Origin of the sequence: Pseudomonas syringae pv. tomato str. DC3000 (assembly GCF_000007805.1) — a bacterium.
Lineage (GTDB): Bacteria > Pseudomonadota > Gammaproteobacteria > Pseudomonadales > Pseudomonadaceae > Aquipseudomonas > Aquipseudomonas avellanae.
In genome coordinates this window covers 2,307,803-2,322,761 of sequence record NC_004578.1, presented here as the reverse complement: position 1 = coordinate 2,322,761, position 14,959 = coordinate 2,307,803, and the positions used below count along the sequence as shown (strand labels likewise).

General features: G+C 63.1%; 3 protein-coding genes. All 3 read right to left on the bottom strand.

The window, feature by feature from the left end:
* Positions 1–6: 6 nt before the first annotated feature.
* The gene (locus PSPTO_RS11070) at positions 7–234 is read right to left on the bottom strand and encodes an MbtH family protein (protein ID WP_005770699.1); all 228 of its coding nucleotides are present in this window, start codon (positions 232–234) and stop codon (positions 7–9) included.
* An 81-nt stretch (positions 235–315) separates the two neighbouring features.
* On the bottom strand, positions 316–1,728 hold the full coding sequence (locus PSPTO_RS11065; protein WP_005770701.1) for an aspartate aminotransferase family protein: 1,413 nt from the start codon (positions 1,726–1,728) through the stop codon (positions 316–318).
* Positions 1,729–1,891: 163 nt separating this feature from the next.
* Complete coding sequence (locus tag PSPTO_RS11060; RefSeq protein WP_011103865.1) at positions 1,892–14,902, bottom strand: non-ribosomal peptide synthetase; 13,011 nt, start codon at positions 14,900–14,902, stop codon at positions 1,892–1,894.
* Positions 14,903–14,959 lie beyond the last annotated feature (57 nt).

The following is a 14,959-nucleotide window of genomic DNA, read 5'->3' as shown; positions in this document are numbered from 1 at the left end:
GGTCAATCAGTGACTTACCGCCGTCTGCGCTTCCATTTTCTGGCGCAGGCTCAGGGGGCGCATGTCGGTCCAGACTTCCTCGATGTAAGCCAGGCATTCTTTCTTGAAGCCGCTTTTGCCGACCGTGCGCCAGCCGTTGGGGATGGCTTTGTAGTCGGGCCAGATCGAGTACTGTTCTTCGTGGTTGACTACAACTTGAAAGACGATGTCTTCCCGATCGAATACTGAAGTCATTGCTGCTCTCCGTGGTTGTTCAGTGCTGCCATGCCAATTCATGGCAGCTATAGGGATTGAACGTATCGCTACGTCGAAAAATTAAAGCTGTGCGACGGCGGCGTTAAGCGCACGACCAAAGATTTCTGCCACTTCGTCGATCTGCTCGGCGGTGATCACCAGTGGCGGCAGGAAACGCACCACGCTGCCATGCCGACCGCCCAGTTCCAGAATCAGCCCGCGCTTGAGGCATTCGCGCTGGATCAGCGGGGCCAGACGGGCAAACACCGGTGGATGACCTTGCGCATCGCGCGCACCCGCCGGGTCGACCAGTTCGACACCCAGCATCAGCCCGCGACCGCGAATGTCGCCCAACTGCGGGAAGTCGCGCTGCAGCGCTTGCAAATGACCGACCAGCCGCGCGCCCATCGCCGTCGCGTGCTCACAGACATTGTGTTCCTGGAGATAGCGCATCACCGCCGAACCGGTGGCCATCGCCATCTGATTGCCACGGAATGTCCCGGCATGCGCGCCCGGCAGCCAGGTGTCGAGCCAGGAACGGTAAACCACCACCGCCAGCGGCAGGCTGCCGCCGATGGCTTTGGACAGGACCACCACATCGGGAATGATCCCGGCGTGCTCAAAGGCAAACATTTTGCCGGTGCGCGCAAAGCCGCTCTGAATTTCGTCGACGATCAGCGCCACACCGGCCTTTTCCGTGATCCGTCGCACACCGCGCAGCCAGTCCAGATCAGCCGGGATCACCCCGCCCTCGCCCTGCACCACTTCAAGAATGACCGCGGCAGGCAATTGCACACCCGCTTCCGGGTCATTCAGCAGGTTTTCCAGGTAGTGCAGGTTGGCGCGCACGCCCTGTTCGCCACCCAGCCCGAACGGGCAGCGGTAATCGTACGGATACGGCAGAAACTGCACGCCGCTGCTGAGCAAGGCACCCAACGGCTTTTTCGGCCCAAGACTGCCCATCAGGCTCAACGCGCCCTGGCTCATGCCGTGATAACCGCCCTGAAACGACAACACGGTGCTGCGCCCGGTGGCAGTGCGCACCAGTTTCAACGCAGCTTCCACCGCATCGGTACCGGTCGGGCCGCAGAACTGGATCTTCGCCTCATTGGCCAGCGCTGGCGGCAGCAGGCCGAACAGGTCCTGCACGAACTGGTCTTTGACCGGCGTGGTGAGGTCCAGGGTGTGCAGCGGCAATTCATCGCTGATCACCTGCTGAATCGCGTCGATGATCACCGGATGGTTATGCCCAAGCGCCAGCGTGCCCGCGCCTGCCAGGCAATCGATGAAGCGCCGCCCTTCGACGTCCTCGACATGAATGCCCTTGGCGCGCTTGAGCGCCAGCGGGATGCGCCGTGGGTAACTGCGCGCGTTGGACTCCTGGCGACTCTGCCGGGCCAGCAATGGCGACTCGTCGAACTGGTAGAGCGTCTCGGCCGCTGCCGGAGTTATCCGGGTCAACTGATCATCGATAAACCTGGTAGCGACTGACATCTGTGCAACCCTCAATACGCTGGTTGAATGACCTGATGCATGACGGTGGGCCATGCCGGTTCAGGCGTTTATTCCATCCCTTGAAAACGCGCCAGCGCGCTGCGGATTTACACCCGGTAACGAGTTTTTTATCCGCAGCGCCGGCGCGCCGACCGAAGGCCGATCAGAACCCTTCCAGTTCCGCCATCAAGTCCGCCAGGCGGTCGAATTTCTGCTCGTCGACCTGCGCCCCGCCAAGGCTTTCAAGATGCTCGGCCAACGCCTGAACGGTGTTGAATTCGAACATCGCCCGCAATGGCACGTTACGTTGCAGCAGCTTCTGCGCACGGGTGACCACTTGCGTGGCCAACAGTGAATGCCCGCCCAATTCGAAGAAGTTGTCAGTGATGCCCACCCGCTCGACTTTGAGCACATCGGCCCAGATGGTCGCCAGTTGTTGCTCCATTTCGGTCTGCGGCGCGAGGTATTCCTGCTGCGCCTGGCTGACGTCCGGCGCGGGCAGAGCCTTGCGGTCGAGTTTGCCGTTCGGCGTCAGTGGCATCGCGTCCAGAATCACCAGATGCGCAGGCACCATGTAGTCCGGCAAGCTGGCCTTGAGGTGGCTTTTCAGCGCGTCTCGCAGCGCATCGTGATCCTGCGTGGCAGCGCTTGGCACCAGATACGCCGCCAGCACTTTGCCCAGCGGACCGTCGATGTCCAGCACCACCGATTCACGGATCGCCGGATGCTCCAGCAGACGGGTTTCGATTTCGCCCAGCTCGATGCGGTAGCCGCGAATCTTCACCTGATGATCGACCCGGCCGACGTACTCCAGCACGCCGTCCTTGCGCCGCCGCGCCAGGTCGCCGGTGCGGTACAGACGCTCGCCCGGCGCACCGAACGGATGCGGCACGAACACCGGCACGGTACGCGAAGGATCCGCGACATAACCACGACCGACCCCGGCCCCGGCGACGCACAACTCGCCCACTGCGCCCAGCGGCACAAGGTCCAGCGCGTCGTCGAGCAGGTACAGGCGATTGTTGTCAGTCGGCGAACCGATCGGCAGGTACGCGCTGCGTGTGGAGTCCGCGTCAACGCGGAAGAACGCCACGTCGTCGGAACATTCAGCCGGACCATAGGCATTCACCAGCCCGATAGCCGGGTAGCGTTGCAGCCACTGGCTGGCCAGCTCCGGCGGCATGGCTTCGCCGGTCGGCAGCAGCCAGCGCAGGCTGTCGAGGGTGGCGTGCTGTTCGGCAAGCAGGCCGGTAATCAGCGACGGCACGCTTTCCAGCACGCTGATGCGCTGCGCCTGCACATGCGCCAACAGGGCCTGCGGGTCGCGGGCGATATCGTTCGGCACGATGTCCACCCGCGCGCCAAACAGCGGCGCGGCGAGGAACTGCCAGACCGAGATGTCGAAACTTTGCGAAGCGGTCTGGGCGATCACATCGCTGTCGCGCAGGTTCAGGTAGGGCACCTTGCTCAACTGGTTATTGAGCATGCCGCGCTGCTCAACCATCACGCCCTTCGGCAGCCCGGTGGAGCCGGAAGTGAAAATCACGTAAGCCAGGTTATCCGCCGCGCTGTAGCGACCCGGATTGTGCTGCGCTGATTCGCTCTGCTGCACGTCTTCCCAGACCCTCAACTGCGGACGATGGGACTCGGGCAGCACCTCAAGCAGCGCCCTGCCCTGATCCAGACATTGCGCACTGCACACCAGCACCGGCGTGCGGCTCTGGGCGATGATGCCGCTCAATCGCACATTCGGCAGCGCCGGGTCCAGCGGCAGGTAACCGGCACCGGCCTTGAAGCTGCCGATGATCATGCCGAGCAATTCAGGCCCGCGCTCGGCCAGCAAAGCCACCGGCTGATCGAAGCCAACCCCGGCCTCGATCAGCGCATGGCCCAGTCGATTGCTGGCGATATTCAGCTCGGCGTAGCCAAGCTGGCGATCCAGACAACTGACCGCAATACGCTCTGGATGCGCTTCAACCTGCGCTTCAAACAGTTCGACGTAGCTCTTATCCAGCGGGTAAGCGTGATCGCTCTGGTTGCAGCCCTCGATCAGGAACGTGCGCTCCTGCTCGCTGACCAGCGCCAGCCCGGCCATGTCGCCATGGAAACCTTCGATCAGCGCCAGCAGCAGGCGCTTGAACTCGTCGAGCATGCTCTGCACGGTGGATTCGTCGAAATAACGCTGGTCGTAGGACAGGTGCAGGCCCAGGTCATCACCCGGATAGCACACGGCCGTCAGCGGATAGTTAGTGTGGGTGCGGCCGGAATCAGAGGTGGCATTGAGGCTTTGCGCACGGTCGAGCACCGAGACTTCCACCGGCGCGTTTTCAAACACGAACAGGCTGTCGAACAGCGGTTGGCCCTTGGGCAGCTCGCTGTTTTCCTGAATGGTCACCAGCGGCAGGTATTCGTACTCGCGCAGTTGCATGTTGCTGTCCAGCAACTGGCTTAGCCAGTCACGAACCGTGCAGCGCTGTTCGTCGCCCGGCATGCCCACGCGCAGGGCGATGGTGTTGATGAACAGGCCGACGGTGCGCTGCATCTGCGGCAATTCCACCGGTCGCCCGGCCACGGTAACGCCGAACACGACGTCGCGATCACCGCTCATGCGCCGCAAGGTCAAGGCCCACGCCGCCTGGGCGAACGTGTTGACGGTCAGTTGATGCTGCTGGGCCAGTTCACGCAGTTGTGCGCCGTCGCGCTCATCAAGACGGGTGTAACAATCGCCCACCACCATGCCGCCGCTGTCACCGGCATGTTCACGCAGGAACGGACGGTCGCTGGGGATCGGCGTCGGCCGTTCAAAGCCGCGCAGGTTGTGCTGCCACCAGTCGCGCGCCTGCACCAGGCCACGGCGTTGCAGCCAGCCGATGTAATCGCGATAGCGCGGCGCAGGCGTCAGTTGTGCTTCACGCCCTTCACCCAACGCGGTGTAAATGTCGAAGAAGTCGTTCATCAGCAGCGAACGGCACCAGGCATCGATGAGGATGTGGTGGTTGCTCATCATGAACCAATAGCGCGCTTCATCGACGCGGATCAGGCGCAGGTGGAACGGCGGCTGATTGAGCAGATCGAAACCAGCCTCGCGCTCGGACTTGAGCAAGGCCTGCAAGCGCGGTTCCTGTTCGTCCGCAAGCACATCACGCCAGTCCAGATAATCAATCGGCGTGCTGCCTGGCTTGTGAATGACCTGCAGCATGGTTTCGCCAATGTCCCAGCAGAACGAGGCACGCAGCGCTTCGTGACGGGCAATCACCGCCTGCCAGGCCTGGGCGAAACGCTCCGGGTCGAGCGCGCTGTTGATGCGGTAGCGGTCCTGCATGTAATACAGGCCGGTGCCGGGTTCCAGCAGGGTGTGCAGCAGCATGCCCTCCTGCATCGGCGTCAGCGGGTAGACGTCCTCAATGTGCGTCGCAGGGACCGGCAGCGCGTCGAGTTGCGTCTGATCCAGATCGGCCAGCGGGAAGTCCGAAGGCGTCAGACCACCGCTGCCATCGCTCAGGCAATGGGCAATCAGCGCCTGCAACTGATTCAGATAAGCCTGCGCCAACGCTTCGATGGCCGCGGGCTGATAACGCTCGGCGCTGAAGGTCCAGCGCAGCAGCAGTTCGCCGCCATACACTTGGCTGTCGATGCTCAGCTCGTTGGGCAGCGGCGCGTGCGGATCGTGGGCCGCGCCCGCCGACTCTTCCAGCGGACGGAACAGCGCATCGTCGGCGAAGCTCTGGTCGAACTGGCCAAGGTAATTGAAGGTGATCGGCGCCACTGGCAGCGCCTGCATGGCGGCCTTGCTGGCAGCGTCGGCCAGATAGCGCAGCATGCCATAGCCAAGGCCTTTGTGCGGCACCTGGCGCAGTTGCTCCTTGATCGCCTTGATCGAGTCGCCCGGCGCTGCGTCGGCAGCCAGTGCTGGCGTGAGGCGCAGCGGATAGGCGCTGGTGAACCAGCCCACGGTGCGGGTCAGGTCGATGTCGTCAAACAGGGTTTCGCGACCGTGCCCTTCCAGCTGGATCAGGGCCGATGGCTGCCCGCTCCAACGGCAGACCACTTGCGCCAGTGCCGTCAGCAGAAGGTCGTTGACCTGAGTGCGGTAGGCGCTGGGGGCCTGTTGCAGCAGTTGCCGGGTACGTTCGGCATCCAGCCGCACGCTGACCGTTTGCGCGTGACGATTCTGCTGGCCGCCCTGCGAGTTATGGCACGGCAGATTGGTCGCAGGACCGCCCAGTTGACGCTGCCAGACATGCAACTCTTCACGTAACGATTCATTACCCGCATAGGCCTGCAAGCGCGCGGCCCAGTCGCGGAACGCACTGGTCTTGGCGGCGAAACGCACTGGCGTAACGTCGCTCAACTGGCGATAAGCCGTTTGCAAATCGTCGAGCAGCACACGCCACGAAACGCCATCAACCACCAGGTGGTGAATGACCATCAACAGGCGTTGCTGGCCCTGCGCCCCGTCAACCAGCAAGGCACGCAGCAGCGGGCCGTTTTGCAGGTCGAGGCTGCGCTGGGTATCGGCGTACAAGGCTGCACATTCGGCCATGTCGGCAACCCGCGCCTGGATCAGCAGGGTTTCAGCGGTGACGGCGCGGTGCTCGGCCTGCCACTTGCCGTTCTGCTCGGTGAAACTCAGGCGCAAGGCGTCGTGCTGTTCAAGCACGGCCCGTAACGCCTGCTCCAGAATACGTGGATCAAGGGCGCTGACCGGCTCCAGCACCAGCGACTGATTCCAGTGCTGGCGCTGCGGGATCGGCGTGTCGAAGAACCAGTGCTGAATCGGCGTCAGCGCGGACGCACCTTCAAGCAGCCCCTGTTCGGCCTGAATCAGTTCACGGGTGGTCGCCACAGCGGCCAGGGTCTGCACGGTCTGATGCTGAAACAGATCACGCGGGCTGAAATGAATACCCGCCTGACGCGCGCGGCTAACCACTTGAATCGACAGGATCGAATCACCGCCCAGCTCGAAGAAGTTGTCGTTGAGGCCGACTTTCTCGACGTTCAGCACCGCGCACCAGATCGCCGCCAGTTGCTGCTCCAGCTCGCTGGCGGGCGCGATGTAATGCTGACGATTGAGCTCCGGGCCCGGTGCAGGCAAGGCGCGGCGATCCAGCTTGCCGTTGGCGGTCAGCGGCATGCTGGCGAGCAGCATCAGGTGGGTTGGCACCATGTAATCCGGCAACTGCGCCTTGAGGTGCGCTTTCAGCGATTCACGCAGTTGCGCCTGCTGTTCATCGCCCTGACCGGCCATCTCACTGACCAGATAGCCTGCCAGTTGCTTGCCCGACGGCGTGTCCAGCGCCAGCACCACGGCTTCGCGAATCGACTCATGCTCAAGCAATCGGCTTTCGATTTCGCCCAGTTCGATGCGGAAACCACGAATCTTCACTTGATGGTCGATACGCCCCAGGTACTCCACCAGACCGTCAGTGCGCTGGCGCACCAGGTCGCCGGTGCGGTACAGACGCCCGCCATTGCTGGCGAACGGATCAGCCACGAAACGCTCGGCGGTCATGCCGGGGCGCTGATGATAGCCCTGAGCCAGACCGGCACCGCCGATGTACAACTCACCACTGGCGCCCTGCGGCACCAACGCCAGATCGGCGTCGAGAATATAGGCAACGCGCGCCCCGACGATGCGGCCAATCGGTACGCTGGCTTCGCCTTCCTCCAGTTGCTGCGGCGCCAGGCTGGCCAGCGGCATGACTACCGTTTCAGTCGGGCCATAGGCGTTGAAGAACAGTTCCGGCTGAAAGACTGCACGAATGCGCTGCAAGTGTTCGCCGGTCAGCGCTTCGCCGCCGGTGATGCACATGCGCACCGGCAAGGTCTGACCCTGGATCGCCAGCCATTGCGCCAACTGGCTGCCATAGCTGGGGGTGAAACCGAGAATATTGACCTGCTGCTCACGAATCAGCGTGCAGATTTCTTCGGCGTCCCACTGGCCTTGCGCGCGCAATACCACGCGTGCGCCGCTGAGCAACGGCACCAACAGACGCTCGGTGGCGGCATCGAAGTTGATCGAATAGAAATGCAGTTCGCAGTCGTCCGGCTGCATGTCGAAGCGACGCATCACCGCCTGGCAATGCATGGCGATTTCACCATGGGACACCACCACGCCCTTGGGCTTGCCGGTCGAACCGGAGGTGTAAATCAGGTACGCCTGATGCTGCGGCAGGCTGATAAACGGCAGTTCATCGGACGAGAAAGCCTCCAGCAGAGGCTGATCGTCTTCCAGGCACCAGTGGGCCACACCGGCAGGCAACTCGCCCAACGCGGCAAACAACGCTCGATCGCTCAACAACAGACCGACGCCGCTGTCTTCGATCATGTAGTGCAGGCGTTCCAGCGGGTATTCCGGGTCGAGCGGCACGTAGGCGCCACCGGCCTTGAGGATTGCCAGCAGGCCGACAACCATGTCCAGCGAGCGCGGCAGCGCCAGACCAACCCGCACCTGCGGGCCGACGCCGCGCTGGCGCAGCATTCCAGCCAGTTGGTTGGCACGGGCGTTCAGCTCGGCGTAACTCAGGGTTTCGCCGGCAAAGGTCAGCGCCGCCGCCTGTGGGCGCAATCGGGCCTGTTCGGCAAACAGGCTGTGAATGCACTGATCGAGACGCTGCTCGCCCGCTTCAACACCGAGGCTGTCGAGCAACTGCTGGCGCTCGGCGTTCTGCAACAGCGGCAGCTCACTCAAACGCTGCTGCGGATTGACGAGCAACGCTTGCAGCAGGTTCAGCCAATGTTCGGCCATCTGCGCGATGCGCGGTTCGTCGAACAGATCGGTGCTGTAGGTCAGGCAGCAACCCAGGCGGTGATCCAGCTCGGTGACTTCCAGGTTGAGGTCGAATTTGGTAGCCCGCGCATCGTTGACCAGGTAGTCGACAGTCATGCCCGCCAGATCGCGGCTTTGCTGGAATTCCCAGCGCTGCACGTTGCACATCACCTGGAACAGCGGGTTGTAGGCCGCGCTGCGTGGCGGTTGCAGGGCTTCGACCAGATGATCGAACGGCAAGTCCTGATGCGACTGACCTTCAATTACCGTGTGGCGCACCTGTTCAAATAACTGCGCGACGCTCATCTGCCCGTCGAGCTGCACGCGCAGCACCTGGGTGTTGAGGAACGCGCCGATCAACCCTTCGCTTTCCGGACGAATGCGGTTGGCCACCGGTGCACCGATGCGCAGGTCATTCTGGCCGCTGTAACGGTAGAGCAGCACCGCCAGCGTGGCGGTCATGGTCATGAACAGGGTCAAACCGTTGCGGGCATTGAAAGCGCGGACTTTGGCGGCCAGCTCGGGGTCCAGATCGAAGCGGTACAGCTCGCCCTGATGGCTTTGCACGGGCGGACGCGGCCGGTCGCAAGGCAGTTCCAGCAGCGGATGCTCGTTGCCCAGTTGCGCGGTCCAGTAATCCAGTTGGCGCTGACGCTCGCCGGCTTCCATCCACTGACGCTGCCAGACGCTGTAATCGAGGTACTGCACCGCCAGCGGCTCCAGCGGCGACGGCTTGCCGTCCAGAAACGCTTCGTAAAGCAGGCCCAGTTCGCGGGCGAAGATATCCATCGCCCAGCCTTCGGTGACGATGTGGTGCAGGGTCAGGACGAAGTAATGTTCAAGCTCCGCCGCCCTGACCAGACAGGCACGCAGCAACGGCCCGGTTTCCAGATCGAAGGGTTGATGCGCCTCGCTGTCGGCCAGCGCCTGAATGCACTGCTGACGAACCTCGGTAGGCAGCGCATAGTAGTCCTGCCACTGCACGCTCAGGCCGGTCTGCCCGGAAACTTTCTGGCAGGCCACGCCGTTGACGCTCGGGAAGGTAGTACGCAGGGTTTCGTGGCGCAGGATCAAGGCTTGCAGCGCGGCCTCGAAACACTCGATATCGAACACACCGTTCAAGCGCGCCATGCCGCCGACGTTGTACGCCGGGCTGTCCGGTTCCATCTGCCAGAGGAACCACATGCGTTGTTGCGAATAGGACAGCGGCACCGGCTGGCTGCGATCGACGCGGGCAATAGGTTGCAGGCTGTTGCGTGCGCCAGACTGCTGAAGGGTTTGAACCTGTTCAGCGAATGCGCCCAGCTCGCTGGCCTCGAACAGCGCCCGCAACGGCAGGTCGATGTCGCAAGCCTGACGCACACGGGAAATGATCTGCGTGGCCAGCAACGAGTGCCCGCCCAGCTCGAAAAAGTCATCGCGCAGGCCGACACGCGGCACGCCCAGCACTTGTCGCCAGACAGCGGCGATCTGCTTTTGCAGGTCGGTGTGCGGCTCGACATGTTCGCGGGTTTGCCATTGCGGCTCGGGCAAGGCGCGGCGATCCAGCTTGCCGCTCGGGCTCAGCGGCATGCTGTCGAGGCGCACCAGTTGCGCCGGGACCATGTAGTCCGGCAGTTCCAGCGCCAGGGCCGATTTGATGTGCTCGGCCTGAACTTCCTGCCCGGCTTCGGCGGTGTAATAACCGATCAGTTGCGGGCCAGCGGCGGTTTCGCGCACCAGCACGGCGGCGTGACCAACGCCCGGTTGAGCCAACAGGCGGGCTTCGATTTCCTGCGGTTCGACGCGGAAACCGCGCAGTTTGACCTGCTGATCGAGACGCCCCAGATATTCCAGCGCGCCATCAGTCGCCCAGCGCACAAGGTCACCCGTGCGGTACAGGCGTTCGCCCGGCTGGCCCAGCGGATCGGCGATAAAGCGTTCGGCAGTCAGGCCCGGACGGTTCAGATAACCACGCGCCAGGCCGATGCCACCGATGCACAGCTCACCGGCCACCCCGCGTGGCAGCGGGTTCAGCTCGCTGTCCAGCACCCGGCACAGCACGTTACCCAGCGGACGACCGATGGGCGAACGCAGGCCATCGGCACGCAGGCACTGCCAATGAGTGACGTTGATCGCGGTTTCGGTCGGGCCATAACGGTTGTGCAACTGCACGTTCGGCAGTTGCTCCAGCACCCGGTTGCGCAGTTCACTCGGCAGCGCTTCGCCGCCGGAGAACAGGCGACGCAGGCTACTGCACTGCTGCGTCAGCGGTTCGTCGATGAACAGTTGCAGCAGAGGCGGCACGAAATGCAGCGTGGTCACGCCATATTCGTTGACCAGTTGCGCGATTCGGTGCGGGTCGCGGTGTTCGCCGGGGCCTGCCAGCAGCAGGCGGCTGCCGGTGATCAGCGGCCAGAAACATTCCCACACCGACACGTCGAAGCTGATCGGTGCCTTTTGCATCAGCACGTCGGTTTCGTCCAGCGCGTACGTGGCCTGCATCCATTGCAGGCGCTCGGCCAGGGCCGCGTGGGTGTTGCCGACGCCTTTGGGCTGACCGGTGGAACCCGAGGTGTAAATCACGTAGGCCAGATTGTCGCCGTGCAGGTGCAGGCCCGGCGCGCTGACCGGCCAGTTGTCCAGGTGCAGCATGTCCATCGCCAGCGTGCAAACGCCCTCGGCACTCGGCAGGTCGCCGAGCAGATGGCTCTGGGTCAGCAGCAGTTCGACGCCGCTGTCCTGCAGCATGTAGGCCAGTCGATCCGTCGGGTAATCCGGGTCCAGCGGCACGTAAGCGCCACCGGCCTTGAGGATCGCCAACAGACCGATCAACAGCTGTGGCGAACGCTCGGCGGCAATCGCCACCTTGATGTCCGGGCCGACGCCTTTGTCACGCAGGTAATGCGCCAGACGATTGGCCTGGGCATGCAGGCTGGCGAAATCGAGGCTGCCGCCCTCCCACACCAGCGCAATACGCTCAGGGGTTTGCAGCGCCTGACGCTCCAGCAATTCAGGCAACCAGTTTTGCGCAGGCGTGCAGGCCGCGGCGCTCCATTGCGCCTGTTCGGCCAGCTCGTCAGCGTTGAGTAATTGCAGGTCGCCCAGCGCGACCTGTGCCTGCTGGCTGACCTGGGTCAGTAACTGAACATAGTGCCGGGCCAGACGCACGATAGTGTCGCGCTCGAACAACTCGTCGGCGTAGTCGAAGGACAGGTTGAGGCGACCGTTACGGTCCTCTTCGCTGTGCAGTTGCAGGTCGAACTTGGCCTCGCGGCTGTGCCACGGCAGCTCTTCGGCAAGCAGCCCCGGCAGCCGGCGCAAGGCGCTGAGGTCGCGTTGCTGGTGGTTGAACATGACCTGAAACAAACCATGCTCACGCGCCTGCGGGAAGGCTTCGACCAGTTGCTCGAACGGCACGTCCTGATGCGCTTGGGCGTCGAGTGCGGCTTGGCGGGTCTGGCTCAGCAGGGTCGAAAACGGCAGGCGTGGGTCCAGTTGCGCACGCAGCACCAGGGTGTTGATGAAGAAGCCGATCAGGCCCTGAGTTTCATGGCGCGGGCGGTTGGCACCGGGCACGCCGATGCGAATATCGGTCTGCCCGCTGTAGCGATGCAACAGGGTCTGGAAGCCGGCCAGCAAGAGCATGAACGGTGTCGATTGCCAGGCCTGCGCCGTATTGCTCAGCGCCGCGCTCAGTTCGGCGCTCAGGCGCAGGCTGTAACGCGAAGCGCTGTGCTGCTTGCGCAGCGAACGCGAGTGATCGGTGCTCAGCGTCAGGGTTGGCTGCTCATCACCCAGTTGCTGCTTCCAGTAGTCGAGCTGACGCTCGGCCTCGCCTTGCGCCAGCCATTCACGCTGCCATTGGCCGTAGTCGGCGTAGCGCAGCGGCAAAGGCGTCAGTTCCAGGGTCTGACCTTGAACAGCCGATGCATAGAGGCGCGAGAACTCGTCGATCAGCACATTCAGCGACCAGCCATCAGCAATGATGTGGTGCAGCGTGACCAGCAACTGATGCTCTTCTTCGTCCAGTTGCAGCAGCGTAACGCGCAGCAACGGGCCGTTTTGCAGATCGAACGGCAGACGCGCCTGCTCTTCACGGATCGCACGCGCACGCGCCTGGCGCTCCTCGCCGGGCAGCTCGCTGATGTCGATGCTGTGCAACTGGAATTCGCCCGCTGCGTCGATGCGTTGCAGGGCCACACCGTCCTGTTCGTAAAACCGCGTACGCAGTGATTCATGCCGTTCAATCAGGCGCTGGAAGCTGCTGCGCAATGCATTGATATCCAGCTCGCCACGCAGGTGCAGCCCACCAGGAATGTTGTAGGCGCTGCTTTGCGGATCAAGCTGCCAAAGGAACCACAAACGGTTCTGCGCCAGCGATTGCGGCAGATGCTCGTTGCCCGGCAGGCGAACGATAGCGTTCTGCGCCTGACTGTTGCCTTGCGATGCAGCGATCTGAAGCGCTTCTATCTGCGCAGCAAAGGCTGACAGCGTTGGCGCTTCAAACAGCAGCCGCAGGTTCAGGTCGATGCCCAGCGTCTCGCGCAACCTGGCCACCACCTGGGTCGCCACAATCGAGTTGCCGCCGAGCAGGAAAAAATGATCGTCGGCGCTGACCTGTTCGCACTGCAACTGCTCGCACCAGACGCTGGCGATCTGCGCTTGCAGTTCCGAGCCGGTGCTTGAAGTGTGGTTTTGAATGGTTGTACCGGATGCAGGAAATACGGCATAGCTGTCGAGGCTGCCATCGGCCAGTCGGATGCGGCAGGCCGAACGCTGCAATTTGCCGCTGGAAGTCTTGGGCAACGCCCCCGGATTGAGCAGCACGACAACGCTCGGCGCTTCCTGAAAGGCTTCGGCCACGGTCTGCCGGATGAGTTTGATCAGCGCTTCGGGCGGCAGGATTTTCTGCACGCTGCGGCTGATTTCAGCGGCAATGCCGATGCCTTCACTGCCGTCCTGATTGACGGCAAATGCTGCAATGCGACCTTTGCGCACCACATCGACTTCGCGCTCGATCACTTTCTCGATGTCTTGCGGGTACAGGTTGTGCCCGCGCACGATGAGCATGTCTTTCAAACGGCCGGTGATGTACAGCTCGCCGTGGCGCTGAAAGCCCAGATCGCCGGTGCGCAGCCAGGTCTGGCCGTCATGCTGGACGAAGGTTTTGGCGCTGGCTTCAGGGTTGCGCCAGTAACCGTGGGCGATGCTCGGCCCACTGGCCCAGACTTCGCCAATGCTGTTTTCAGCCAGCACGTGCAGGGTGACAGGGTCGGCAATCAACACGCCGTGCCCCGGCTGGCCGGTGCCGCAGCTCATGACCGGTTGACCGTCGCCCGGTTCGGCCACGTTGCGCGCCAGCGCCTGCGTATCCAGACGCAACGAAGGAATGCCCTTGCCGCGCTTGCCGCCGGCCACATACAGCGTGGCTTCGGCCAGGCCGTAGGACGCCATGAAGCTGTCCGGCGTGAAGCCACAACTGGCAAATTTCTCGGCGAACGCATTCAGGCTGTCTTCGCGGATCGGCTCGGAGCCGGAATACGCCACGCGCCAGCGACTCAGGTCCAGCCGCTCCAGCGCCGAATCGCTGACCCGTGCGCTGCACAGTTGGTAGGCAAAATCAGGCCCGCCGCTGATGGTGCCACCGTATTCACTGATCGCCTCCAGCCAGCGTAACGGCCGCGTGAGGAAATAGGCCGGGGCCATGAGGATGCACGGCACGCCGCTGAAAATCGGTTGCAACAAGCCGCCGATCAGGCCCATGTCGTGATACAGCGGCAGCCAGCTGACGATCACGTCGTCCGGGTTGACGTCGATGCCAAAGCCATGCCGAATCAACAGCTCGTTGGCGACCAGATTGCCATGACTGACCTGCACGCCTTTGGGCAAGGCCGTCGAGCCCGAGGTGTATTGCAGAAACGCGATGTGGTCGGCTTGCAACTGCGGCCCCTGCCAGCCATCGGCCAAAGCGCTGTCCAGCGTATCGACACACAGCAGTGGCGGCGCACCGGCAGCGGCCAGTTCTTCCATCTGCAACAAGGCAGGCTGCACGTCGGAAGCGGTCAGCACCAGACGTGGCTCGGCATCAGCAATGATCGACAGCAGCCGCTCCTGATGATGACGGCGGTTGGATTCCGGCGGGTAAGCCGGCACCGCGATCACACCGGCGTACAGGCAGCCGAAAAACGCAGCGACATAATCCGGCCCGCTGTGGAACAGCAGAATCGCCCGATCGCCCGGCGCAGCCTGGCTTTGCAGCGCGGCGGCGATGGTGCGTGCGCGCAGGTCCAGATCACGGTAGGTCAACACCAGCCCTTGGGTTTTCTCGTCGGTGAGAAAACGCAGGGCCAGCCGATCCGGCGTCTGCGAGGCGCGACGCTGAAGGGCCTGAGCCAGGGTGTCGGGGAGTTCAAACGCATCCATGATGGGGTTCCTGCTAGATTCGGCGTGCCAGATAAGATCTGAATGTCAAGAAAAACG

Bases quoted from the DNA above. Each gene is read 5' to 3' on its own strand.
- PSPTO_RS11060 (WP_011103865.1), bottom strand. From the start codon at position 14,902: ATGGATGCGTTTGAACTCCCCGACACCCTGGCTCAGGCCCTTCAGCGT.
- PSPTO_RS11065 (WP_005770701.1), bottom strand. From the start codon at position 1,728: ATGTCAGTCGCTACCAGGTTTATCGATGATCAGTTGACCCGGATAACT.
- PSPTO_RS11070 (WP_005770699.1), bottom strand. From the start codon at position 234: ATGACTTCAGTATTCGATCGGGAAGACATCGTCTTTCAAGTTGTAGTC.